Source organism: Colwellia sp. Bg11-28 (genome assembly GCF_002836245.1).
Classification (GTDB): Bacteria; Pseudomonadota; Gammaproteobacteria; order Enterobacterales; family Alteromonadaceae; genus Colwellia; species Colwellia psychrerythraea_A.
In genome coordinates, this window is record NZ_PJBA01000006.1 from 194766 (window position 1) to 221007 (window position 26242).

Below are 26242 nucleotides of genomic sequence, written 5' to 3' on the forward strand. Positions count from 1 at the left end.
CTAAAGCGTTTTACGGCGAGAGCTGTAGAATTATCATCAACCCTATAATTAATAGCGATATTAAATTTTTTATTTAGTAAAAATGTTAGCTGTTTTTTTGTTATAAAACGGATTAAGTTTCATCAGTTTTTTTCATATAAATTAAATTTTAGACCTAGCTAAGGGAATATCGACAATAGGTAACATATTGTTTAAATATTTAGCGCTGTTGGGCCTGCTATATATCAGCATTAATAAATAACACTAATAATTATAATTTCAGGGTTGGTGAAATAATAATAGTTAAAAGCGGTCAAGCGGACTATCTGGAGGATGAAACGAACTACTGGCCCTGTTCTTATCTTATATTTCAATTGTATGGGTCAAAGGACTATTTTACTGGCTTCATAGTAGTAATTTCTTAGATATATATTCTCGCTGAAAATAACTATTTGTCGTATTTACCGCACCCTCAGTCCGTTTTAACTCGTTTTGATTGTCATTATTTCAGGCTACTTTATTGTTGAATGTAATTATTTAATACCAAATAACAAATGTATTGTTTATTTACACTTGTTTAAGGTTTGAGAACAAATGAAAAAAAATTTAAACATTAATCGCTTGAAAAGCACTTTGCTTTCAATGTCAGCCATCCTAGTTTTATGTGCATGCACTTCGGAGGAAAGTATAAAAACCATCCCAGCAACTAAACAGTCTTCTCAGCTATCCACTGAAAATGCAGTTAAAGAAAAATCGAACTCTCATGCTTTTAATCGCAATATTGTCTGGGCCGTTAATATCGGTGGAGAGCAGTATCAAGGTTCTGATGGGATCACATATCAAACTGACAGCTTAGTGTTAGGAGACAATAAAGGCACTATATATGAGGCAATTAAAGGATCGCAAGATAGTGCTCTGTTTCAAAGCTATCGCTTTGGCGATTTAACCATACAACAGCCAGTAGAAAATGGCAGCTATGAAGTTACTTTTAAATTTGCAGAGCCAGAAAACCCTGCTATTGGAGAGCGCGTTTTTGATGTGTACGCTCAGGGGCAGTTAGTTATTGATGAGCTTGATATAAAACTGGCACGCGATGGTAAAAATAAATCTGAGCTGGTACGTGCTGTTCATGATGTCACCGTCACTGATGGATTGCTTAATATTGAACTAAAGGCATCTAAAGGGCAGGCTATTCTAAATGCGCTCGTAGTACGTAAAACCACCACCACCTCAGTTGACATACAAACCTCAAATGATTGGGAGTTAGTTTGGAACGATGAGTTCGACTATGAAGGTAAACCGGATCCAAACAAATGGAGCTATGACATCTGGCCTGCTGGTAAGGTAAATGATGAAGACCAAACGTACACTGACCTTCTTGAAAACGTTCAGGTTAAAGATGGAAACCTTATTATTACCGCTCACAAAGAAGACTATGGTAATGCTAAATACACGTCGGGCAGAATTCATTCCCAAGGAAAAGGTGATTTATTATATGGGCGTGTTGAAGTAAGAGCCAAACTGCCTAAAGGGCAAGGCACATGGTCTGCTATTTGGATGTTACCTAGTGATCCCTTCAAGTACGAAACAACTTGCTCACAAGATGAAGACTGGCAAGGAAATTCAACTTGTGATGCTTGGCCTAATTCTGGTGAAATTGACATCATGGAACATGTTGGTTACGACATGCAAACAATTCATGGCACTGTACATAATAAGGCATATTATTGGGTTAATTCGGAACAAAGAAAAGCAAGTTTTGAAGGTGAAACTGTTGACCAAGCTTTTCATGTTTACTCCATAGAATGGACACCAGAACATATTATTGTGTTCTTTGATGAAACCCCATATTTCTTTTATTCAAACGAGTCAACTGGTTGGGAGGCTTGGCCCTTTGATCACCCTTACCACGTTATTCTCAATCTAGCGATTGGTGGTTCGTGGGGTACGGCTGGGGGACCAATTGATGACAGTATTTTTCCTGTATCAATGGAAGTCGACTACGTGAGAGTTTTTAAACCATTACCTTGAAAGAATTAACTTTGAATCCATTAACAAAATAACGAGTAGATACAGACGTAAGAATAAAACTGTACTGACTAATTTAAATATTTAAGTAGCACATAGGCCGCTAGTTAAGGTAGGAATTAACATGAAAAATTGTAAAACAGATAACAATCAAACAACCGGTGAATTCATTATGTTAGATGATGAGCGATATTACGCCATCAATAATGTTAACAACATGGCACCCTTTTTTATCAGTGTCATTTCAAATAGTGATCATTGGTTATTTGTATCATCAACGGGTGGATTAACTGCCGGAAGAGTTTCTCCAGAAACAGCATTATTTCCGTATATCACAGTAGATAGAATACATGAAAGTGATCTTCATACGGGTTGTAAAACGCTATTACGTGTTGATCACAAAGGCGAGATTGTAAATTGGGAACCCTTTAACCGAGAACATGACAATCGTTATAAAATCACGCGTAATTTATATAAAAACTTATTGGGCAATAAGCTTTGTTTTGAAGAAATAAATAATGATCTTCAGCTTAAATATAAATACACATGGGCGACAAGTGAAGAGTATGGTTTTGTTCGTCAATGTGAATTGGTGAACTTATCAGACAAACCTGCAAATGTTGAACTTATTGATGGTTTTCAAAATATCCTACCTGCAGGCACGCCACGTTTTACGCAAACTAATTCAAGTAATTTAGTTGATGCATATAAGTGGACTGAATTGGATGAAAGTTCAGGATTGGCATTTTTTACTGTTTACTCAGGTATTACTGATAGAGCAGAGCCTTGTGAGTCATTAAAAACAAACACGGTATTTTGTTCAGGTTTAGAGCAGTCAAAAATATTACTGTCGTCAGAACAGCTAGCTAATTTTCGCACAGGAATGCCAATAAAACAGGAAACACATAAACGTGGTATTCGTGGAGCATTCTTAGTGAATTCAACTATAACACTAGAGCCGCTTAAGAATAAAACTTGGCAATTTGTTGCTAATGTTGAACAAAGCCAAAGTCAAGCGACAGAACTGCGTAGTCAATTATCTAGTACCTCAACATTGGAAAATAACATACTTTCGTCTATTGCGCAGGGCTCTGATGGCTTAGCCCGCATTATGGCAACAGCAGATGGCTTTCAAGTAACTGCAGAAGAAAATGTTTCTGTACACCATTACGCTAACGTGCAGTTTAATGTGTTGCGTGGTGGTGCTTTTGATGAACATTATCAAATATCGTCAAAAGATTTCTCAAGTACAGTTAACTTGTTTAATAGTGATGTTTATTTACGTCACCAAGAGTTTTTTAGATGTTTGCCTGAAAGCATCAATATTGAGCAATTACTTACACTGGTTAAGCAACAAGAAGATCAACAGCTTGAACGTCTTTGTTATGAATATCTGCCGATATTTTTTGGTCGAAGGCATGGAGACCCAAGTCGTCCATGGAACCAATTTGCCATTAAACTAAAAGATGACAACAACAATAGTTTGTTGACCTATCAAGGTAATTGGCGAGACATTTTTCAAAATTGGGAAGCGTTAACATTCAGCTACCCTAAGTTTATTGAAAATGTGATAGCCAAATTCGTTAACGCTTCCACCATTGATGGCTATAACCCTTACCGTATTACTAAAGAGGGAATTGACTGGGAAGTTGAAGAGCCAGATGATCCGTGGAGTTATATCGGTTATTGGGGTGATCATCAGATCATTTATTTACAAAAAATGTTGGAACTTTCAAAAGCGTTTCATTCAGAAAAACTGAGCGAATTGTTACGTCAACCACTGTTTAGTTACGCTAATGTGCCCTATAGAATAAAACCATTTGATGCCTTAGTTAAAAATGCTAAAAGCACCGTTACTTATGATGAAGAGTTAGCTGAACGAATTGAAAAACGTGTTAGCAAAATAGGTGCTGATGGTAAATTGATGCTCGACTCAAGTGGTGAAGTTTATCAAGTTAACTTGCTTGAAAAGTTAATGGTACCACTACTTTGTAAGTTGGGTAATTTAGTGATAGACGGAGGCATTTGGTTAAATACCCAAAGACCTGAATGGAATGATGCCAATAATGCCTTAGTGGGTCAGGGGGTATCTGTCGTGACTTTATATTATTTACGCAGATATGTTTGTTTCTTGCAAAAGCTATTAGCGAAAGAGTCAGAATCGACCATTATTTCTAAAGAAGTAAACGATTGGATCGTTGAAACGGCCAATGCATTTAAGAAAGTGCGTCCGTTATTAAATAATGCACCAATAAGTGCTGATGAACGTTATCAATGTGCATCTGAACTAGGGCAGGCATCAAGTCGATACCGCGAAACAATTTATAGTCAAGAAGCATTCTCTGGAAAAATGTTGCAACCAATTGAGCAAATTAAGTCAATGCTTGAAGATGCGTTGGTTGCAATTGAGCATACTATTCACACCAATGAGCGTGAAGATGGCCTTTATAATGCCTATAACTTACTTGCCTTTGAACAGGAAAGTTTAACTATTGATGATCTTTATCCTATGTTAGAAGGGCAAGTGGCAGCGTTAAGTTCCGGAGCATTTAGCTCAGAGAAAGTTATCTCTGTAGTAGAGGCATTGTTTAAAAGCGATGTTTATCGTAAAGACCAAGATACCTTTATGCTATATCCAGACAGAAAGTTACCTAGCTTTTTGCAAAAAAACTGTGTTGATACTAATAAAGTTCAAACAAATCCATTGTTAAAGCAAATGCTTAGAGAGCAGGATGAACGCATCATTTTGCAAGATAGTGATGGCGTATATCGCTTTAATGCAGACTTAACCAATGGTGATGATTTAATGACACAGTTAGATGCGCTGTCTGGTGTTTATGGCGATCTAGTTGAAATGTCGAGATCTCCCTTAGTCGCTATTTATGAAGAAGTTTTTAATCATCAGGAGTTTACTGGGCGTTCTGGTGGCATGTTTGGTTTTGAAGGTTTAGGTTGTATTTATTGGCATATGGTCGCTAAGTTATTACTAGCGGTAGAAGAAAACTTTTTCACTGCGGTAGATAATGGTGAAGATGAAGGTACTTGCAGCCATTTAGGTAAGTTGTATTACCGAGTGCGTGAAGGATTAGGCTTTAATAAAACACCGAGTGAATATGGTGCATTCCCTGCGGACCCTTATTCTCATACCCCAAAACATGCAGGCGCTCAACAACCAGGGATGACTGGACAAGTTAAAGAAGAAATCCTTGCCCGTTTTGGCGAGTTGGGGATTAGGGTCAAAGCAGGCACAGTTCAATTTCAAACTAATTTACTACGCCCATGTGAGTTTGTTAAAGAAGTAACCCCATTTACTTATTTGGATGTTGATGATAATTGGCAAGAAATTACAGTACCTGAATCGGGGTTAGCCTTTACTTGGTGTCAGGTTCCCATTGTTTATCAAGTCAGTGATCGTGAAGAGTCAACATTGACGATTACATGGGAAGATGGGAGACAGCAAATCTTAAATCAATTGACGTTACCAGAGAAAGAAAGCTCAAACTTGTTCTTACGCAATGGTCATATTCGTCAAATTTCACTTAACCTAAATTCAACTCAGCTCTTCTCTGAATGAGATTGCTGAGTAAATAATACTAATAAAACGTTATTTGAATAATAAAACGAAATTTTTTGGAGTACAAAATGTCGAGTAAATACAATAAGTATATGTCATTGGCAGGTGTGAATTTTTCAAACTTGTCAGTTGATGAATTGCGAGCTTTAGCAAGCAATATTTTAACTGAGAAAATTCATGGCATATCTTTTAGTCCCTATGTTGAAGGACAAGGACCGGGTACACAAATTGAAGCGGAACAAATATCTGAGCGTTTAAACATAATTAAGCCCAATATAAATTGGGTACGCTCTTTTTCTTGTACAGAAGGTAATGAAAAAATCCCCGCTATTTCAAAAGCCAATGGCCTTAATACTATGGTAGGTGTTTGGTTAGATAGCGATCTAGAAAACAATGAAAAAGAGCTCGCTAATGCCATTTGTGCTGCAACAGAAGGACATGTAGATATTTTGGCGGTAGGCAATGAAGTACTACTGCGTGGTGATTTATCGGAAGAGCAATTGTTGGACTATATCAATCGCGCCAAACAAGCCTTGCCGAATGTTGAAGTGGGTTATGTTGATGCTTACTTTGAATTTGAAGATTACCCACGGATAGCCGATGCCTGTGATGTTATTTTAGCCAATTGTTACCCATTCTGGGAAGGCTGCTCAGCGGATTATGCGTTACTTTATATGAAAGATATGTATCGACGTGCCGTGAAAGCAGGTAAGGGCAAAAGAGTCATTATCACCGAAACCGGTTGGCCTAATGTTGGTACTGCTGAAAGAGGTGCAGAGCCATCGTATGAAAATGCCTTGAAGTATTTTATAAATACTTACTTATGGGCGGAAGAAGATGGTATCGAAATTTTCTATTTTTCATCATTTGATGAAACATGGAAAGTCGCTGATGAAGGCGATGTAGGTGCTTATTGGGGACTTTGGGATAAAGACGGGAAAATGAAATATGTTTAAGAAACACAGTGATAAAGTAGCAACAATTAGTTCAATGAATTTAAGCCATGCCAATGCTATTTGTTATTCTGGCTATCGTGATGGACAAAATCCAAGAGAGGGCATTTATCCAACGTATGACGAAGTTAAGGAAGACTTACTTATACTAGCAAGCAATTGGAATTACCTTCGTATTTACGATTGTGGACCACATGCTGAAATTGTTTTAGATGTTATTCGTATAGAAGCATTACATTTCAAAGTAATGCTCGGTGTTGATATGGCTGCTGAAATGAGTAACCCTCATTGTCCATGGGGTGCTGAATTTAGCGAAGAAACTCTTAGTGCTAACCGACAGAATAACTGTAATGAAATACATAAAATGATCGAGTTATCATTAAAGTATGATGACATTGTTTTCTCAGTATCTGTCGGTAATGAAGCTAGTGTTGAATGGACCGATCATATGGTGCCAGTAGATAGACTAGTGAATTATGTTCGTCAAATCAAAAAAGAAATTAAACAACCTGTTACTTTTTGCGAAAACTACGTTCCATGGACGTACAAATTGGAGCCTTTGGTTGCTGAATTAGATTTTATTTCCATTCATACTTATCCTGCATGGGAATTTAGAACGATGGAAGATGCGCTCGAATATACCAAACAAAATTATTATAGTGTGGCAAATCATTACCCTGATAAGCCAGTGATTATTACTGAAGCGGGTTGGACAACGGCATCAAATGGCAGGGGTATAGAACCGTGGAATGCTAACGAAGACTTACAGGCTCATTATTATGAACAATTGCTTGCATGGACAACACAAGAGAAAATATTAACGTTTGTCTTTGAAGCTTTTGATGAACCATGGAAGGGCTCGTCAGATCCACTAGAGCCAGAAAAACATTGGGGATTGTTTTATGTTGATCGCACACCTAAGTTAGTCATGAAAGACATATTCCCCAGAAAAACAACTCATGCAGATACAATCGTTAATATTAATACAAAGGATGAAGTGGCCTAATTTCATTTAGCGGTGTAGCTTATTTAATAACCCTCGTTTTTTTAAACGGGGGTTATTGCTTTTATAGACTAAGATAATGACTTAATGGTATTTATTATTATTTACTGTTTGCGTTAAGGTGGGTCATACATGCGACGGATAGGAATTTTACGATCGATCCGGTTGATAATAAGTTGTAACATAATAAGTTGAAACGCCAGGAGACACTATGTCCGAACATTTTTTACAACAAAAATACAACTCTATATCAGAAAATCCTATCTACCTATTTTGGTTTTTACAGTTCTGTTTTTGGTCTTTTGTTTCTTTAATCAGTCTAGTTTCCTTAACACTTTGGTATGTTCAAATAGATGTTGCACACCTAAATCACACCTTTTTACAATCTTTTGTTGGTGTAGTATTCTCACTGCCCTTGTATTGGGTTTTTATGAGGTGTTGGAATACCTCCATTTTTATACGTGTATTCGTTAGTATTACTTCGGTATTATTGATTTCTTTTATCTGGACAGTTATTAGGGTAGAACTCTACATAAGACTGACGGGCACTGATGAAATTTGGACTCAATTTGGCGGTTGGTATTTTAGTAGTATCTTTATTTATTTTTGCTGGGCCGGTTTTTATCATGGTATTCGCTATTATCAATTGTTGCAATTTGAACATGAAATTATGCTTAAAAAGGAAGCTGAAGCAAAAACAGAACAATTAAAAAGGTTAAGTGCACAGACCGTTGCAAGAGATGCCAAAATCAAAATGCTTAGGTATCAGTTAAATCCACATTTTCTTTGTAATACATTGAATGCGATAAACTCTCTGATTGAATCTGAGTTAGCAGAAAAAGCACAGCAGATGACGGTTCAGTTGAGTAAATTCTTACGTTATTCACTAGATAATGACCCTGATACTAAAATAGCGTTAGAATTTGAATTAAAAGCATTAAAACTTTATTTAGAAATAGAAAAAACTCGCTTTGGAGAGCGACTTCAACTAGATTTTAAAATATCAGAAGCAGCAAAATCCGCGTTAATTCCTAGTTTATTACTGCAGCCTCTTATTGAAAATTCGATGAAGCATGTTATTGCACAAAATGAAGAAGGTGGAGTCATAAGTTTATCGGCTGATGTAATTGATAATATGTTGGTACTAGAATTAAGTGATACAGGGGCAGCTAAATGTGTTGATATAAATAAAATTAAGAGTAAAACAGGCCGAGGTGTTGGACTGCGTAATATCGATGAACGCCTTAAAGCGTTATATAACGATAATTATGTATATAATCTTAATGTTAGACCTTCTGGTGGTTTAAAAAATACCATTAAATTACCACTGGATATCGGCTGAACCTGATATAGTTAATCAAGCATATAATTCAATGAAGGTTAGTTAGCTTTATGCCTAAATTAAGAACAATAATAGTTGATGATGAGCCATTGGCACTTAATTTATTACGTGCCAAATTAAGTAAAGTTCCTGAAATCGAAATAATTGCTGAGTGTAAGAACGGTAGAGAAGCAATTGAGAAGACAATGGACTTGGCACCCGATCTGATCTTTTTGGATATTCAAATGCCGGGTGTTGACGGTTTTGGTGTTATTAAAAAACTCCAATCTGATATTGTACCCTTGGTCATTTTTACAACGGCCTTTGAGCAATACGCATTAGATGCTTTTGATGTGCATGCTGTTGACTATATTCTTAAGCCAATAGATGAAGAACGAATTACTCGGGCAGTTAGTCGAGCGATTGTCCGCTTTGAAACCGAAGAAGAAACTGAGCATAAATCAAGAATTATTGGTGCAATAGATACCATTAATGAAAGAGAAAATAGTGCTAGTTCAAGCCAAAGCTCACAAGGGCAAAGTTCATTAGGCCAAAACAAGGGTAACCTTGAGCATAAAATAATCATTAAAGATAGAGATGATATTACTTTGCTAAAACAGGCTGATATTGAGTGGGTTGACGCCGCAGGTGATTATTGCTGTGTTCACGCTCAAGGTGTTACTCATATTAAGCGAAGTACGCTAAAAAACTTGTTAGATGATTTAGATCCATCAATATTTAAACGAGTTCACCGCTCAACAATAGTAAATCTTAACTATATTCAAAAAGTTATACCTCATACCAAAGGCGAATATTTTCTAAAGCTTGGAGAGTATGATCAAGTCAAAGTTAGTCGAAACTACCGAGACGTGATCAAGGACTTTTTATCTGACTGGTAGCGGAATATCCCTATATTTCGCAATCGATGACAGTTATTAAATTGAATTATGACCCGGTAATTCAACTTATGCATCTAGCTTTTACCGCTTGTCCTTAAACTGTCATACCCATATTCACCTTACTCCTTATAAAAAGTAATCATTACTGCGGTTAATTATTTCATAAATTGTGAATATTTGAAATTTGAGCCTCACTGTATCCTTTAATTGATGTCATCAATTTCCCATTCATCGCTGATAAAGTCCATGTTGGCGCATTGTCATTTTAACTTATCCGATTCGTCTTTGACAAAGTCCATGTTAGCGCATTGTCGTTGTTTAATTAATCACCTAATAAGATGATTAATTGTCGTCTATATTTCAGGATTTATTGTCTTTACTTGATTGATTTTAATAGGCGAACAGAAAACCAGTACTGTGAAAAAATACGATTAGTACGGTCATGCTCAAAAACATTCAAATTATTCCGATAACGTTGAATGTCTATTTATCAATTATAAAGCTGGAATGCACTAACAAAAATATTGAGGTAAATGATGAATAAAATAATAAAAAGTTTAGCGTTAGTGGGGATGTTTGCGGTAGCACCACAATCGCTTGCAATGCCCAATACCGTTGGTTCTGTTCAAAGTAATATCGGTACGGATAATACTCAAAAAATAAGCAGCGTTGATAAAAAAAATGAAAAAATAATCAAGAAAGCTAATAAACAGATTCGAAGATCAGAAAAAGAAATAAATAAACTAGAAAAGATGATCGTTAAAGAAGAAGGGAAAATTGCTAAGTATGAAGAAAAGATCGAGAAACAAGAAGAAAAAATAGCCAAGGCAAAAGGTAAAAATAAAGAAAATAAAATAGCGAAAGCTATGAATGAAATTGAAAAATCAAATAGAAAAATTGAAAGGTCTATTGAGAAAATTACTCAAGCATTGAGTAAAATAGAAAGTGAAAAAGAAACAATTTCTGTTGCTAAAGCTATAATTGAAGACTTAAATACTCCCATTCTACAAGACAGCGACAATGATGGTGTCGTAGATGATTTTGATTCTTGTCCAAATACTTTTGTTGAAATGTTAGTCGATGCTAATGGTTGCTCACTTGGACAATTAGATAGTGATAATGACGGCGTAAATGATGACATTGATCAGTGTCCAGATACTGCTGTAGATGCTGTAGTTGATACCAATGGCTGTCTTTCAATTCCACCTACAAGCGATAATGGTCTTCCAATTATCAATTTTGAGGTAGGTGGTACCGGCGAAAGCTTTTCTTGGAACGTATTTGAAAATGTTGATAACCCCGCAGTACAATTTGTTACTAATCCAGAATCTTCAGGTGTAAATTCTTCTACAACAGTCGCTATGTTTACCGCGAGAGTCGATGGTGCTCCATGGGCAGGTGCTGAAACGGCACACGGTAATATTGGACCAATTACGCTAGATACCACTAACAGCATCATAAAAATAATGGTGTATAAAACCGTTATCAGTGATGTTGGACTTAAACTGGCCATTGCCAATGGCGGTGCTCAACCAGAAATTAAAGTGGCTAATACTTTAATCAATGAATGGGAAGAATTAACCTTTGATTTTTCAGGTAACATCGGTTTATTTGAGTCTATTAATGTAGATCAAATCATCGTCTTCCCAGATTTTAATTTGGCGGGTAGAGCACAAGAGAATGTGGTTTATTTTGACAATATTACTTTTAACGGTAATGGTGCTGATACAGGTGGCGGTGATACCGGTACGGGTGGTGATGGCGACACTAGCGGTACTATTGAAACTATCACTTTTGAAGCTAGTGGCACAGGCACGGCTTATAGCTGGAATGTTTTTGAAAACCTCGACAACCCAGCAGTAGAAATTGTCACTAACCCTGATGCAACGGGTACAAACACATCAACCAGCGTAGCTAAATTTATCGCTAGACAAGGAAGTGCTCCTTGGGCAGGTGCTGAATCAGCACATGGCGATTTCGGACCATTAACGTTAGATGCTTCAAACAGCATTGTAAAAATTATGGTTTATAAAACAGTCATCAGTGATGTCGGACTTAAATTTTCTATCGCTAGTGGCGGTGCACAAGGTGAAATTAAAGTAGCGAATACCTTAGTTAACCAATGGGAAGAATTAACCTTTGATTTCTCAGGTAACATAGGTGCAGTCGAAAGCATTAATATTGACCAAATCATCGTATTCCCTGATTTTGACTTTGCTCGTAGTCAAGAGAATGTGGTTTATTTTGATAATATTAGCTTTTCAGACGGCACAGGCGGTGGTAACACTGGTACTGGCGGTGGCGATAATGGCACAGGCGGTGGTGACACGGGTACTGATGGCGGCGATACTGGCACTGAAGGTGAGTTATTAACGAACAGCTCTTTTGACAACGGTACTGAAGGTTGGAGTGGAGGAACTGTTATTGTTGAAGGTGATAATAATATCTTTACTGCAGATGTTGCTGCACCAGGTAACCCTTGGGATGTTAACTTAAGCCAAGTAATGACACTCGTTCCAGATGCAACTTATGTTTTAAGTTTTAAGGCAAAAGCATCAGTGGCACGTACTATTATTGCAGGTCTTGGTCTAGCGCACGACCCATGGACTAATACCACTGAAACAGCAACATTATCTACACAATGGCAGAGTTTCACTTACACTTTGACCACATCAGGTTTTGGTGATGATAACAGTCGCGCACTGTTTGATATGGGTAGCGAAGCTGGTACGGTTTATCTAGATGATATCAGTGTAATCCTACAAAATTCTGATGGTGGCGACACTGGCACTGATGGAACCGCGCCAAGTGAAGATTGGTCGATGGTATGGAACGATGAATTTGATGGTAGCGACATTGACTTAAGCAAATGGGAACATGAAGTTAACTGTAGTGGTGGTGGTAATAACGAGAAACAATGTTATACCAGCAACCCTGAAAATTCATTTGTAGAAAATGGTGCTTTAAAAATTGTTGCTAAACCAGAATCTGGTCAAGCATTACCTTATAGTTCAGCACGTTTACGTACTAAATATAAAGGTGACTGGAAATATGGCCGAGTTGAAGTAAGAGCTAAACCTCCACGTGGTCAAGGTTCGTTCCCAGCAATATGGATGTTACCAACTGAAGACGTTTATGGTGGTTGGCCACATTCAGGTGAAATTGATATTTTTGAATCTGTTAATTTGAAAACAGTTAACAGCCAAGGTATTGAAGAGGCAGGAGTACATGGTAATCTTTGGTATGGTCGTAGCTGGCCAAATCAATCAAACAGTGGTGCTCACTTTAGTTTACCTGGAGAAGCAAACCCTGCTGACGGCTTCCATACTTATGCAATAGAATGGGAAGAAGGCGAAATTCGCTGGTATGTCGATGGTTACTTATATCAAACACAATTAAGGTCACAGGTGAATATTGACAGTGACGGCGATGCTAATGGTTTATTACACCGTGGTTGGTTTGCTGACTATGCGAATGAATTCCATTGGGATAATTCGCCATTTAACCAAGACTTCCACTTGATATTAAACTTTGCCGTGGGGGGAAGTTGGTCTGAAAATGTTAATAATGGTGGTATCGATGCCTCAGCCTTTAATGCTGACAATGCTTTTGAGTTTGATTACGTTCGCGTTTATGAGTGTTCAGTTGACCCTATAACTGGTCAAGGTTGTGCAAGTGTTCGTGATGGTTATTTAGATCCTATTAGCGAGGGTGGTTCATTAGTTGATGGTGATGCACCAACACCAATAAAACCTTCAACAGGTGAAGCAATTGATCTCGTTGTATTTGATAATGCTAATAATGAAAGTTGGCCTGCATGGAGCAGTAATGAAGAAACAACTTTTGCTATTGTTACCGATGATGTCGACCATGACCAAGTGGTTGAATTTTCAATGGGAGCAGCGCCGGCTGTCGTCGGTTTTAATACCTCTCAAGCGGATATTCCAGTAGCGTATGACGGTTCACCGATGTTAAATAACGGTTGGTTGGAATTTGACATGAAATTGGTGACGCCACCAAATAATGCCAATGCCAACTGGAATTTGAAAGTTGAACAAGGTGGTACAACGACTGAAGCGCTTATTCAAATATCTACACCCACCGCAGAATGGCAGCATTATGCAATATCACTAAACGATTTAAGTAATGCTGGTTTAGAGCTAAACGGTATTGACGTTATCATGATTTTTCCAGATTGGGCACAAGGTGAAGGTGCTGTCTTTAGAGTAGATAATATCACTATTTTGCAAGGTGAAAACACTGGCGGCGATAGCGGCTCTGGTGGAGACACAGGTGACGGAGATTCTGGTCCAGTTGCAGGTGAAGAAATTCTAAGCAATGGTTCTTTTGATAATGGCACTGAAGGTTGGATAGGCGCTGTTGCTGTTAATACCGAAGGTGATAATACTTTCTATCAAGCGGATATTGCAGTAGCAGGTAACCCATGGGATGTTAACTTAAGTCAAATAATGACTTTAATTCCCGGTGAAACTTATGTTTTATCGTTTAAAGCAAAAGCATCTATAGCGCGGAGTATGATTGCCGGTCTTAGTCTTAATTCAGATCCATGGACAAATGTTACGGAAACCGTAGCATTAACGACGGAGTGGCAAACCTATAACTATGTGTTCACTATTGCAGGTTTTGGTGATGATAACAGCCGGGTGTTGTTTGATTTAGGCGCTGAAGCAGGTTCAGTTTATATTGATGATGTTAGTGTTTCTATTCAAGCTAATACCGACGGAAATACTGGTGGTGGAGATACTGGAGGTCCAGTAGTTGACGATGAGTTTGTTATTATTTCTTCTACGGATGACACTGATGTTAGCCTTACCCCAGATACTATTGGTGAATGGAGCACTGGCACGGTAATTCAAGCTGACGTTACTTTTGATGGCTTAATGGGGTGGGAGCTTACTTCTAGTGCTAACTCACCAGAACAAGGTAACTGGGGCACTGTATTAGCTTTCCAAAACGGTATTTTGGGTGACTTTAGTTTATTCAACCGTGTTGAATTAACACTAGCGACTAGTGGCGGTTATGATGGTGGCTTTAAAGTGGCGATATCAGCTAACGGAGTTAGTAAAGAAATTAGCCTTCCTCTAGATCAAAGTATTGCAACTTGGCAAACAATTTCAATTGATGCTGCTGATATCCCATTGAACTTATCATCAATTGATTGGATTGCCGTCTATGGTATTGGTGGCCAAACAGGCGTTTCAACTATTAATGTGACTGACTTCTCGCTTATTAAAAATGAAGCCATTGCCTTTGATAGTGAAACGAATGATGACTTTGTCTTTATTTCATCCGATGCAGATATCACCAGCGACTTAATTGTTGATGATGACAACAATAGTGCTGCTGGCAACATTATCTTTGGTGAGTGGAGCACAGGTACGGCAATAAGCGAAATTAACTATTCAGGTTTAGATGCTATTCAACTTACCGCTGGTGGTGGTTGGGGTGCAGTACTTGCCCTACAAGGTGATATTTCTGATGGCGTAAATGTTGATAACTATGATGTTGATATGGCTAATTATACTAACATTAAGTTTAAAGTCGCTTCACAAGGGACTTTCGAGCGTTATGCGTTATCTATTGTTTCTAAAGTCGGTGCAAATGAAACTGCTCAAGAAGTTAGCTTTAGCTTAGCAAATCCCGCTGATTGGAATAGCATTGATATAGATTTAGCACAGTACGGTGTTAATTTATCAACTGTAAATCAAATGGCAGTGTTTGGGGTTTATGCAGGCGGCTCTGCTAGTCAAAAAATCTATATCACCGATATGGTGCTTTATGACACTGGTAAAGTTACGCCAGCAAAAGAAAGCTCAGATGATAAATTTGTATTCTTCTCATCTAGCGGCGAGAGTTCAGATATGATCTTTGATGGAGATGACTCAGCGCATAATGGCAATACCACTATTAGCGAATGGTCAACTGGCACCACGCTAACATCTGATGTTGTTTACAATGGCTTAAATGCTTTTGAATTAACAAAAGGTGCAGGTTGGGGCGCGGTACTTGCGTTAATGGGAGATACTTATGGAGGTGTGCAAGAGTACAAATTAGATGTGGCTAAATATAGCACCATTAATTTCAAAATTGCTGCTCAAGGTGCCTTCTCTGCTTATTTTATCGATTTTATTGTTGATGGTGCAGAATTCAAAGTACCGGTTACGGTTAATAGTAACTGGACAGAGGTAAGCATCAATGTGGCTGATATACCACTTAACTTATCTAAACTTACACAAATAGCGATATTTGGTGAAGGTGGTGGTGTAGGTAATAAAATTTACATTACTGATTTAAATATTTCAAAATAAATAGCTAATTTATTAACTTCCTAGCCCTACTTACCTTTTGGTCAGTAGGGCTTTTTTATGTCTATACACATAACTACCTGCATACTTTCCAACTTACCGCAGCATTAATCCGCTTTAGCGTAATACAGTTGTCTTGTTGAAATCATCATTAGATGATGAATCATCAGGTTGTTAATTTCAGGGATTGTCTTGGGGATGAACTTCCACTAAAAGAGAGAATAATAATGACAAAAATAAAAGTTCTAAATGTTAGTTTAACAACACTTTTTATGTTGTTTGTTTTTCAGGCTCACAGTGCATATTCCAAAGAGTCTCATGCTCCTGAACGAACAGAATATTTTGCTCCTTACGCAGGAAAAGCGATTAAAGTTGATGGGATCGCTGACGAAAGTATATGGCAATCAGCTAAATGGCAAAACTTAGACCAACGTTGGTTAGGTCCAGAGTTTTCAAAAGAAGACTTTCAAGGCCGCTACAAAGTTGTTTGGAGCAAATCCAAGTTATATATTTTGACTGAAATTGTGGATGATATTTTAATTGATACCCATCGTGACCCATTAACTCAGTATTGGGATGATGACACGTTAGAGATATTTTTAGACGAAGATTTCTCTGGCGGTGATCATCAGTATAACCATAATGCTTTTGCCTACCATATGTCTTTGGACAATCAAGCGATAGATATAGGGACAAATAAACTTGCTCAAAGTTATTCACACCATGTTGAAAGCCGTTGGTTACAGCAGGGTAACAAGCTGTTCTGGGAGCTAGGCATTGAGATCTATCAAGATAATTACCAGGACGTTCTACAAGGAAAGGACGATAACAATAAAGCTATTGAGTTATTTGCAGGTAAAGTCATGGGCTTAATGGTTGCTTATTGCGATAACGATGGCAGCGAACTAAGAGAAAATTTTATTGGATCTGAATCAGCCGCAGGTAAATCGCCTGACCGTGGTTGGAAAGATGCGGGCATGTTTGGCAAGTTAATTCTATCCAAGTAGATAGGTTAACTAAATTACCCATTAATAAATCTTTAAATAGTGGAAAGTGAGTCATGAAAAACAAAGCGATACTCATCGGGCTCATATCTTCTATAACGTTGACTGGCTGTATGTTTCAAGATCAAGGATCTCAAGTGAATAACAAGACGAAAGAAATTAGTTATCATTTATCAACAACAAGTGAAATTCTGTTAACGAGTGAGGCGGGTGCTAAAGTTTCACCACAGCCAAACTTGACCTTTCAACAAGGTAAAGCTCAAGGCAAAGTGATTACCATTAGACCTGATATTATTAAACAGAACATATTGGGTATTGGTACTTCTTTTACCGAATCTTCTGCTTTTGTTCTTGCGCATTTAAGCAAAGAAAAAAGAGCAGAAGTCATGGAAAATATTTATGGTGAAAAAGGGGCTAATTTTTCCATTGCTCGAACTCATATTGGCGCGACAGACTTTGCTGTGGATGGTAAGTATTCTTATGCACCAGTTAAAGATGATGTAGCACTCTCGTCTTTTAGTATCGCTGTTGATCAAGATGGTTTTAAACAGCAAGACCATGCAGGTATTAAAGATGAGCAATTCGATTTATTGCCAATGATCAAACAAGCCTATGAAATTAAAAGTAAACAAAGTGATAAAGATTTAAGAATAGTAGCATCAGCATGGACAGCACCACCATGGATGAAAGACATTGAAGACTATTATATTAAACCTACAGCGAAAAATAACCATCAGGGAACAGGTGGGGAGTTAAAGCCGCAATATAGAGCAACGTATGCTGATTACCTTATTAAATACCTTGATGCCTATAAAAAAGAAGGCATTGATATTTGGGGACTAACTCCGGTAAATGAACCTCATGGTAATAGTGGTCAGTGGGAAAGTATGCATTTCACGCCTAAAACACAAAGTGCTTTTATTAAAGATCATTTGGGACCAAAATTAAAAGTAAGTGCTCATGAGCAGGTAAAATTACTCATTTATGATCAAAATCGTGATGAAATGGAGCATTGGACAGATGAAATATTAGCGGATAAAGAAACGGCTCAGTATGTTTATGGTACGGCGGTTCATTGGTATGAAAGTACAAATAAGGTTAACGAAGAAGTCTTTGACCGCGTTCATAATAAATTCCCCGAGTTTTCGATTATTCACACAGAAGGCACCATTGATGATTTAGGTAAAGATGCACCAGAAGGTATTTTAGATCCCATCCGATTTAAAGAGTCTAACTGGTTTAATAATGATAACTTTTGGTGGAATGAAAATGCGACCGATTGGGCATATACCGCGACATGGGCACCAAAGCCAGAAGAACACCCAATTTATACACCAGTGCATCGTTATGCCCGAAACATTATTGTGAGTTTAGATCACTGGCTTGAAGGCTGGATTGATTGGAACATTGTACTCGATAGTAATGGTGGACCTAATCATGTTGGAAACTTCTGTGGTGCACCGATTATGATAGATACTGAAACGGGAGAGGTGTATTACACGCCAATTTATCATGTACTGGCTCAGTTTAGCCGAACGATCCGCCCTGGCGATAAAGCATTGCAAGTAGAAACTCAATTAGCTGGGCTAGATAGTGATGCATTGCATGCAAGTGCGGCCATGAGTAAAAGCAATTTAGTTAGTACACAATTGTTAAACACAACCAAAGCAGCTATTAACTTTTCACTACAAATTGGTGATCAATTTGTAGAAGTGTCAATTCCTGCTAATTCTGTTCAAACAATTCAAGCTCAATTATAAGTGCTTATATACAAGAGCATACTAAATGCTCTTGTATATATTAAATGTGAGAAAATTTAATGAATATACATCCCTTCGAAACCTTAGCACTGTCAAATGGGGCAAAGCTATTATTTACACCTTGCCCCGGAACTAAAGCTGTTAACCTTGAGCAGTCAATACTGCAACTCAAGCAACAGGGCGTATCTATGTTGCTTACCCTAATGTTTGATAAAGAAATGCTAGAAAATAATGCCATTAAGCTGCCACTGCTTTGCCATAAATATAAGATCCAGTGGCTACAACTCCCCATTATTGATGATGAAGCCCCGCAAGAGGCGTTTCATCAAGAGTGGCAAAAGAAGAAAGATCGAATCCTGAATGAGATTAAGAATAAAGGGGTGGTAGCTGTACATTGCAAGGGGGGGACAGGACGAACAGGCACTGTTATTTCTTTATTACTATTACAACTTGGCTGGTCAGCAGATGAAATTAAACAAGAAGTACAATTAATAAAACCCAAAGCATTAAGAATTCAAAAGCAAATTAACTATTTAAATAGTCAGTTGAAAAACTCGGCAGATAAGTTTTGATTACTATTAAAAAGGTTTTTAATAGTAAAGGACAGTAACCGCGTTAAGTTAATTAAGCGTAGTGCCAACTACGCCATACTTTCAGCGGTTAGGTTTTTTAACCAGTGCCTAGTTTTCATTCTGAAAATAAACATAACTGCTTTAATTATTTCCTCAGAGTAAGCGATGAGAGCGACCCAATATAGGGGTAACATAAAGTAGAATGCTGCCATAAATGTTAATGGTATGCTTATTATCCACATCCCCGATATATCTATGAACATACAATACTTATTATCACCTCCAGCACGCAATATCCCCATAGCAATAGTCATGTTGAATACTTTTAAACAGGTTCCAAAGCAAATCAATACCAAAATTTCTTGGGATAATGTGATTGTTTCTGATGATAAATTACTGAATGGCATAAAGACCAAATATTGATATTGGAGTAATATTAACGCAAGTAAAAAGGTAATGATTGGCGCACTAATAGCGTAGTTCTTGGCTAAAGACCATGCATTTGAAAACTCATTTTTACCTAAACGCTGACCAACTAAAATTGCGCACGCGGAAGCGAAGCCGAAAAAGAACGAAACGAGTAAACCTTCGATAGGGGCTAATAGACTCATGACAGCAAGCTCTTGTGTACCAATTCGTCCATATATCAGTTGATATACAAAAGTGCCTAAAGACCAAACGCCAAAGCTCAACATCATTGGCCAAACTAAGGTAAGTAATTTAGTCCACGCTTGTTTGTTATAAAAATCAGCACAAAAGAACGTTGTTGGAAAAATACTGTGCTTAACTTTTGCTAAGTAAGTAAGTATTAATAAAGCATGAAGTGCTCGAGCAAGCAGTGTGGCTAAAGCAGCCCCAATGACACCCATTGGCTCTATACCTAAGCCACCTTTGATTAACCAATAGTTTAAAATAATATTAGTAATAATGGCGATGATACTAATAAACATAGGGAAAATTACTTGCCCAAGTCCCCTTAAGGCATTTTCAAATATCATCACAACGACAACAAAAATCAAACTAGGCATTGTTAACCACAAATAGCTGGTCCCTGTGCTTATAACGCTGGGATCTGTTGTGGCAATACCCATTATATTGCCAGCGAATAAGAAGGTAATCAGTAATATTGGCAGTAATATTCCGGCAGCAATGACAAGCGTTTTAACAATTATTTGTCTAATCACACCTATTTGCCCTGCACCAAAGTGCTGCGCAGATAAAGTGCCAACACCAGAGGCAAGTCCCGCTAAGATTATTAAAAAAACAAATTGAATTCGGTTACCAAGCCCAACAGAAGCGACGGCAGTATCACCTAAGTGGCCCACCATCATAATGTCGCTCATACCTAGCATGGTGACCAATATGCTCTGTAAAGAGATAGGCCAAGCTAATTTAATACTTTGCTTTAATGATGAAGGTTCATTATTACTCATTGGTTTTAGTCATTATAGTTTACTAGAATATTGCATAGAATTATAAAATATAGTGATAAAATAAACATAAGTGAAATTGTCATGTATCATGTTTAAAACTATCCTTTTGGTGATTTTATGTGGCAAGATATTTTAAATATTCATCCTGATTGTATAGAGGATTTCATTAATTTTGATAAATTACCAGGCCAAGCAGCTAGTCTTATAGCCTTTGCAGGAATGTCGTATTTACAAACAGAGTATAAAATTGGAAAAACAGGTAAAGGAAATATTTGTTTAAATAATGAAAATAACAGCGGACATGTTCATTACTTAATTTCTACTCATGCAGGAGAGGGAAATATCAAGCTTGGTAATAACGAATATTTAGTTAAACCCGGTAGTATTGTTTTACTGCCAGCAGGAACTCCTTTTTTGTATGAACTTTCGGGTGAATATTGGGAAATGTGTTGGTTGTTATTGCATGATTGCTCTGAATATAAGTTTGTTCATCAACTACATCCTTCAGTTTATTCCAGTATAAATGCGGAACGACTGTATCAAACAATGTCACTTATTAGAGAATTCCAACACGGTGAAAGTATTTATCAGTCAGATATTATATTGCGCTTAGTAGAAGTCTTAGTTTATCAAATTGCGCAAACACTGAATATGGGGCAACAACTAACAAAGCAACAACAAAAGTTTCACTCCCTAATACGACGTGTAAATAAGCAATTACAACTGTCTTGGACTGTTAAGCAATTAGCTGCAGAAATGCATATGTCTGAGCCGCATTTTTTTCGTTTATGTAAGAAAGAAATGGGAATGACACCAATCAAATTATTAACTCACACTCGCTTAGAATATGCTTGCTACTTACTTCGTTATACCCAATATAATTTAGACCAAATAGCTGACACAGTAGGCTATGGCGATAGTGCAAGCTTTGCTCACCGTTTTAAGAAAGACTATGGTTTAAGCCCTGGTCGCTGGCGTAAGGAACAGATTAATAATTTTCAATCTAATGACATTGAAAATGGTGAGAAAAGATAATTTTTATGTATAACAATCATTACTATAAGAGCTCTTAAGTTCTATCTCGTAAAGGGAAATGTCATTAACTTAAGGTAAAAAATGCCCTTATAAGTGGGTAGAAAGTTAGGTGATTGTTAAATCAAACTCTGCTGCGGTACCTGTTAGTTCATCGCAATAATCCTGACTACTAGTTTAGCTGTCTTGGCGAGATCCATACATAGAGGGTCCCAACTTGGAAATTGAATTTGTTTCATATTATATACTCCACTTAGTTGTTTATTGTGAGCCACTTTTCATCAGACTGATGGTTTTCAATCAGCCCTTCAATTATTGCCATACCGTGTACGCCGTCGTTTATACCCGGATAATCGAATGTATGAGGGCTCGCATCTTTACCTTGTTGATAGGCTCTTACCGCTTGTGAAGAGTTATGTTATATATCAGCGAAGCGTCTAAATATCCTTCAGGGTGTCCCATAGGCGTGCGAATATTAGCTAGTGATAATGAGGTATGATTACCACCCGTTCTTAGTATTTGTATTGGCTCCTTTAACCATTTTAGTATCACGCTTTTAGGTTCTTGTTGTTGCCATTATACGCGGTATTTTTCACCATAAATACGAATCGTTAAGTTATTCTCTTTGCCAGTAGCAACTTGATTTAAATAGTTTGAGCCGTTTTTTTAGGGGACAAATAGGGGGGCATTTGCAGATTAATAATGATGAAATTTGAATACCAATAATACTTTTTACATCAATGAAAACGAGATCTAATGATAGTTAATAACAAATAATCAAGGTACCTTCATTTGGGATGAAAATGCCGTTTTAAGTCGCTTTGACAATCGAGTCTTTGTAAGAAAAAAGCTCAAGTAATCTTGAGCTTTTTATTTTTATAATTCAACTGCTTACTTGAACTATGGGAAAACTTGATTAAGGTAAGCAGCCGCACCGAGTAATCCTGGTTGGCTTTCGGTAATGATGTAAGTAGGTATCTGCTCGTTTAAATGAGACATACGTCCTTTAGTTTCAAACCTTGCTCTAAACTCACTGTTTTTCAGATAATCGATAAACCTAGGCACTATGCCACCCGCTATGTACACGCCACCAAAAGAGCCCGTGGTTAATGCTAAGTTACCCGAAAAGCTTCCTAAAATTTTGCAAAATTGTGACAACGCTTGTTGGCATATAGGACAAGTTCCAGCTATTGCTTGAGTACTAATTTCTTTAGCGGATAACTTACTTTGCTCAGCGTTTGTCGCTTCTTGATTATTGATTATTACTAATGCTTGGTATATTTGTTCTAATCCATAGCCAGAAAGTAACTGTTCATAAGAGAGTCGTTTTTTAGTTGTTTTTAATTGTTGAAATATTTTTACATCAAGTTCATCTACCGGTGCAAAATCGGTATGTCCCCCTTCGCCACCTAAACAGTACCAGTGATTGTTAATGTTTACTAAATTAGCAACACCGAGACCAGTTCCTGGGCCACATACCGCAATAGGCTGTTTATTTTCGGCTTCGCCGTGACCAATTTTTACTTTTTGCTTATCACTCAATAACGGAATAGCCATTGCAATAGCAGTATAATCATTTATTAGCGTTAAACTATGTAATTTAAGCTCTTCCTTAAGCTGTTTTTGTGAAAACTTCCAGGGCAAGTTTGTCATTGAGATTGAGTCTGTATCAACAGGACAAGCTATAGCTAAACAAGCATTAACTTGGGAGTTAAGTAAGCCATTTTCCTTTAAATAATGATAAATCACATTACTTAAATGTGGAAAGTCCTTGCATTGATAAGTCTTAATTTCGTTGATATTATTGTCTTTATCAGTGATTGCTAGTCTGATATTGGTACCACCAATATCAGCCACTAAATTAATTACTTGAGTATCTTGTGAATTTTTCATTTTTTGTGTTACTTCTCTTTCAAATGTATTTATTTTTTAACTGTAATGACCGTAGCGCTAAGTTTTGGAAATAATGGAATCTCTAGTGATAAGTGTCGGCTCAAAGAAGTGAGTAATAGAGATATTCTTTTGTTGATAAATATTTTTTAACACCAATTTCGCAGTCATATGCCCCATCGAATTTACCGGATTGTCTATCGTCGTTAGTTTGGGATAGGTATGGCGTGCAAAAATGATATTATCAAAGCCTATTATTGATAGATCTCTAGGTAGAGAAAGTCCTTGCTCTCGGGCATAAGTTATCGCGCCTGAAGCCATTTCATCATTGGCACAAATTAATGCACTAAATCCTTTGTTACTCTCATTGAAGTATTTTAAACCGTCACTACCACCTTTTTCTTTGAAGTCACCTTCAAAATATAAGGTGTCATTAAAAGAAATATTATTTTCTGCTAATGCTCGTTTATGACCTACTAATCTGTCTTTTGAATCGGCTTTAAATTGTGGTCCACCGATATAAGCAATAGCAGAGTGACCTAATTCTATTACTGATTGGGTGGCAAGATATCCACCTAATTCATTATTTAAGCTAATACAATTTTCACTGATCTCATCGACGTACCGACTCATTAAATAAACCGGTGTGTGGCCTTTACACAAATCAATGAGGTATTCATCGCTAACCGCTTCTACATGCAAAATAATAGCATCGCAATTTCGGCTAATTAAAAACTCGATACCGTCTTTCTCTTTATCTTCTTCACTGTGCCCAGTGGTAATAATGACATGTTTGCCCGCCGCTCTTAACTCGGACTCTATGCCAGCCATCATTTGGCCAAAGAATGGACCATGTAATTCTGACACTAAAATTCCCACACTATTGGTTCTGTTTGATGCTAATGATTGCGCAATAGAATTAGGACGGTAACCAAGCTCTGCCATCGCATCCATAACTTTTTGGCGTGTTTTATCGCTAACTTGTGGGCTTTTATTTATCACACGAGAAACGGTTGCTAAAGAGACTCTAGCAAGTTTTGAAACTTCGTATATTGTCGCCATGTTATTCCTAGGTTGTGCAATTAAATTGTAAATAATTTGAGTAGTAACGGCAAAATTCTAGCATATTCGTCAATAAGTTACTTAGTCTCCGTGCTTAATTCTACCTGTATTTGAACGACTCTTTGTTCGGTTAAGGTATATTTTCGCATTACCCAAGCTACAGCAAATGAACCTAATGCAGGTAAAACGGTAAATGATAATAATAAACCTTGCTTGGTAGCCTCACTCTGTTCTAAATCAGCTTGGTAACCGTAAAAAGTTAATAACCATCCAGCAAGTGCACCACCAATAGCAATACCCATTTTGATAAAAAATATTACGCCAGAATAAACAAGGCCTGTTACCCTAATACCTGTTTTTTTATGACCATAGTCAATGGTATCTGCCATTTTTGCCCACAGTAGTGGTGAAGCCATATCAAGAAAAAACGTCCAAGCAATAAAGGCGACAAACGCAAGAATAATTTGGTCGGGGGAAATAAGAAAACTCGCTAGGCATATAACTGCGGATAAACTTTGCAGTGCTATATAGGCTTTTATTTTACATACACGTTTAGCGAGCGGCTGTGCTACCGCGCAACCTATCATACTTGCCACTACGCCTAGTGTTAAAAATGACGTGATTAAATCTTCGCGCCCGAGAAAGTACTTAACATAATAAACAGCAAGGGTAAGGCGTAAAACTTGCCCCGTGAGTAAATAAAAAGAAGCAATACATAATATACGCCATTGGTCATTCTTCCATAATGATTGCAGATTTTCTTTCATCGATGAGTCTTGGTTTTCTGGTGGTTTTACTCGTTCTTTTGTTCCTAAGAAACATAACAAAAACAAGACGACGCCTAAGCTGCTCATTGCGACCATTGTATATTGGTAGCCTTTTGCAGTATCGCCTTGGCCAAACCATTCCACCATTGGCATAGTTGCGCCTGCAACAATGACGCCGCCTAACATACCAAATACAAAACGATATGATTGTACCGTGACTCGCTCTTTTGCATCAGCAGTAATAACACCGCCTAAACCACAATAAGGAATATTGATTGCCGTATAAGCAATCATAAGAAGGGTATAAGTGACAAAAGCATAGATAACTTTATTATTACCGGTTAAGTCGGGTGTGGTGAAAGCTAATATACTGATCAAAGCAAAAGGTAGCGCTAACCACAGCAGATAAGGACGGAACTGTCCCCTCTTAGTGCGGGTTTTATCGGCTAAGTGGCCCATGATTGGATCGGTAACCGCATCGATTAGTCGTACGAATAAAAACATAGTACCAACCACAGCAGGAGATAAACCAACAACGTCAGTGTAAAACAGTAATAAGAACATCATTACCGTTTGAAAGATTATATTACTGGCAGTATCACCTAAACCATAAGCAATTTTTTCTCTTACACTAATCAT

Annotated in this window: 15 protein-coding genes; 11 read left to right on the top strand and 4 right to left on the bottom strand. The window is 37.4% G+C overall.

Annotated features, from left to right (window positions below; all coding sequences use genetic code 11):
• The first annotated feature begins 573 nt into the window (after positions 1-573).
• From CXF79_RS07840 to CXF79_RS07885, 10 genes are all read left to right on the top strand, one after another.
• A complete protein-coding gene (locus CXF79_RS07840; protein ID WP_232769110.1) occupies positions 574-2010 on the top strand; it encodes a malectin domain-containing carbohydrate-binding protein in 1437 nt (478 codons plus the stop codon).
• A gap of 121 nt (positions 2011-2131) precedes the next feature.
• Complete coding sequence (locus tag CXF79_RS07845; RefSeq protein WP_101154566.1) at positions 2132-5581, top strand: hypothetical protein; 3450 nt, start codon at positions 2132-2134, stop codon at positions 5579-5581.
• A gap of 68 nt (positions 5582-5649) precedes the next feature.
• Positions 5650-6537 (top strand): glycoside hydrolase family 17 protein, encoded by an 888-nt coding sequence (locus CXF79_RS07850; protein WP_011044474.1) that lies wholly within the window; start codon positions 5650-5652, stop codon positions 6535-6537.
• Positions 6530-7540 carry a glycoside hydrolase family 17 protein gene (locus tag CXF79_RS07855; RefSeq protein WP_232769111.1) on the top strand — a complete coding sequence of 337 codons (1011 nt, stop codon included), beginning with the start codon at positions 6530-6532 and terminating at the stop codon, positions 7538-7540. The genes CXF79_RS07850 and CXF79_RS07855 overlap by 8 nt, the downstream gene beginning before the upstream one ends.
• Positions 7541-7748: 208 nt before the next feature.
• Entirely contained in the window at positions 7749-8879 is a 1131-nt protein-coding gene (locus tag CXF79_RS07860) for a sensor histidine kinase (protein WP_232769112.1), read from the top strand.
• 50 nt (positions 8880-8929) lie between these two features.
• Positions 8930-9757, top strand: coding sequence for a LytR/AlgR family response regulator transcription factor (locus tag CXF79_RS07865; protein ID WP_101154567.1), 828 nt, complete (start codon positions 8930-8932; stop codon positions 9755-9757).
• Positions 9758-10293: 536 nt separating this feature from the next.
• Positions 10294-16086, top strand: coding sequence for a carbohydrate binding domain-containing protein (locus tag CXF79_RS07870; protein ID WP_232769113.1), 5793 nt, complete (start codon positions 10294-10296; stop codon positions 16084-16086).
• 224 nt (positions 16087-16310) lie between these two features.
• Entirely contained in the window at positions 16311-17090 is a 780-nt protein-coding gene (locus CXF79_RS07875; protein WP_011044468.1) for a sugar-binding protein, read from the top strand.
• Positions 17091-17224: 134 nt separating this feature from the next.
• Positions 17225-18847 carry a glycoside hydrolase family 30 protein gene (locus CXF79_RS07880; RefSeq protein WP_232769114.1) on the top strand — a complete coding sequence of 541 codons (1623 nt, stop codon included), beginning with the start codon at positions 17225-17227 and terminating at the stop codon, positions 18845-18847.
• Between the two features lie 59 nt (positions 18848-18906).
• Positions 18907-19419 (top strand): phosphatase domain-containing protein, encoded by a 513-nt coding sequence (locus CXF79_RS07885; protein ID WP_101154571.1) that lies wholly within the window; start codon positions 18907-18909, stop codon positions 19417-19419.
• Between the two features lie 68 nt (positions 19420-19487).
• Here CXF79_RS07885 and CXF79_RS07890 read toward each other — a convergent pair whose 3' ends face one another.
• Complete coding sequence (locus tag CXF79_RS07890; protein WP_101154572.1) at positions 19488-20852, bottom strand: MATE family efflux transporter; 1365 nt, start codon at positions 20850-20852, stop codon at positions 19488-19490.
• Positions 20853-20969: 117 nt separating this feature from the next.
• Here CXF79_RS07890 and CXF79_RS07895 point away from each other — a divergent pair, with 117 nt between their 5' ends.
• Positions 20970-21887 (top strand): helix-turn-helix domain-containing protein, encoded by a 918-nt coding sequence (locus CXF79_RS07895; protein WP_101154573.1) that lies wholly within the window; start codon positions 20970-20972, stop codon positions 21885-21887.
• Between the two features lie 897 nt (positions 21888-22784).
• Here CXF79_RS07895 and CXF79_RS07900 read toward each other — a convergent pair.
• From CXF79_RS07900 to CXF79_RS07910, 3 genes are all read right to left on the bottom strand, one after another.
• Positions 22785-23777 (bottom strand): glucokinase, encoded by a 993-nt coding sequence (locus CXF79_RS07900; protein WP_011044463.1) that lies wholly within the window; start codon positions 23775-23777, stop codon positions 22785-22787.
• A gap of 57 nt (positions 23778-23834) precedes the next feature.
• Positions 23835-24836 carry a LacI family DNA-binding transcriptional regulator gene (locus tag CXF79_RS07905; protein WP_011044462.1) on the bottom strand — a complete coding sequence of 334 codons (1002 nt, stop codon included), beginning with the start codon at positions 24834-24836 and terminating at the stop codon, positions 23835-23837.
• 77 nt (positions 24837-24913) lie between these two features.
• Positions 24914-26242 carry a glycoside-pentoside-hexuronide (GPH):cation symporter gene (locus CXF79_RS07910; RefSeq protein WP_101154574.1) on the bottom strand — a complete coding sequence of 443 codons (1329 nt, stop codon included), beginning with the start codon at positions 26240-26242 and terminating at the stop codon, positions 24914-24916.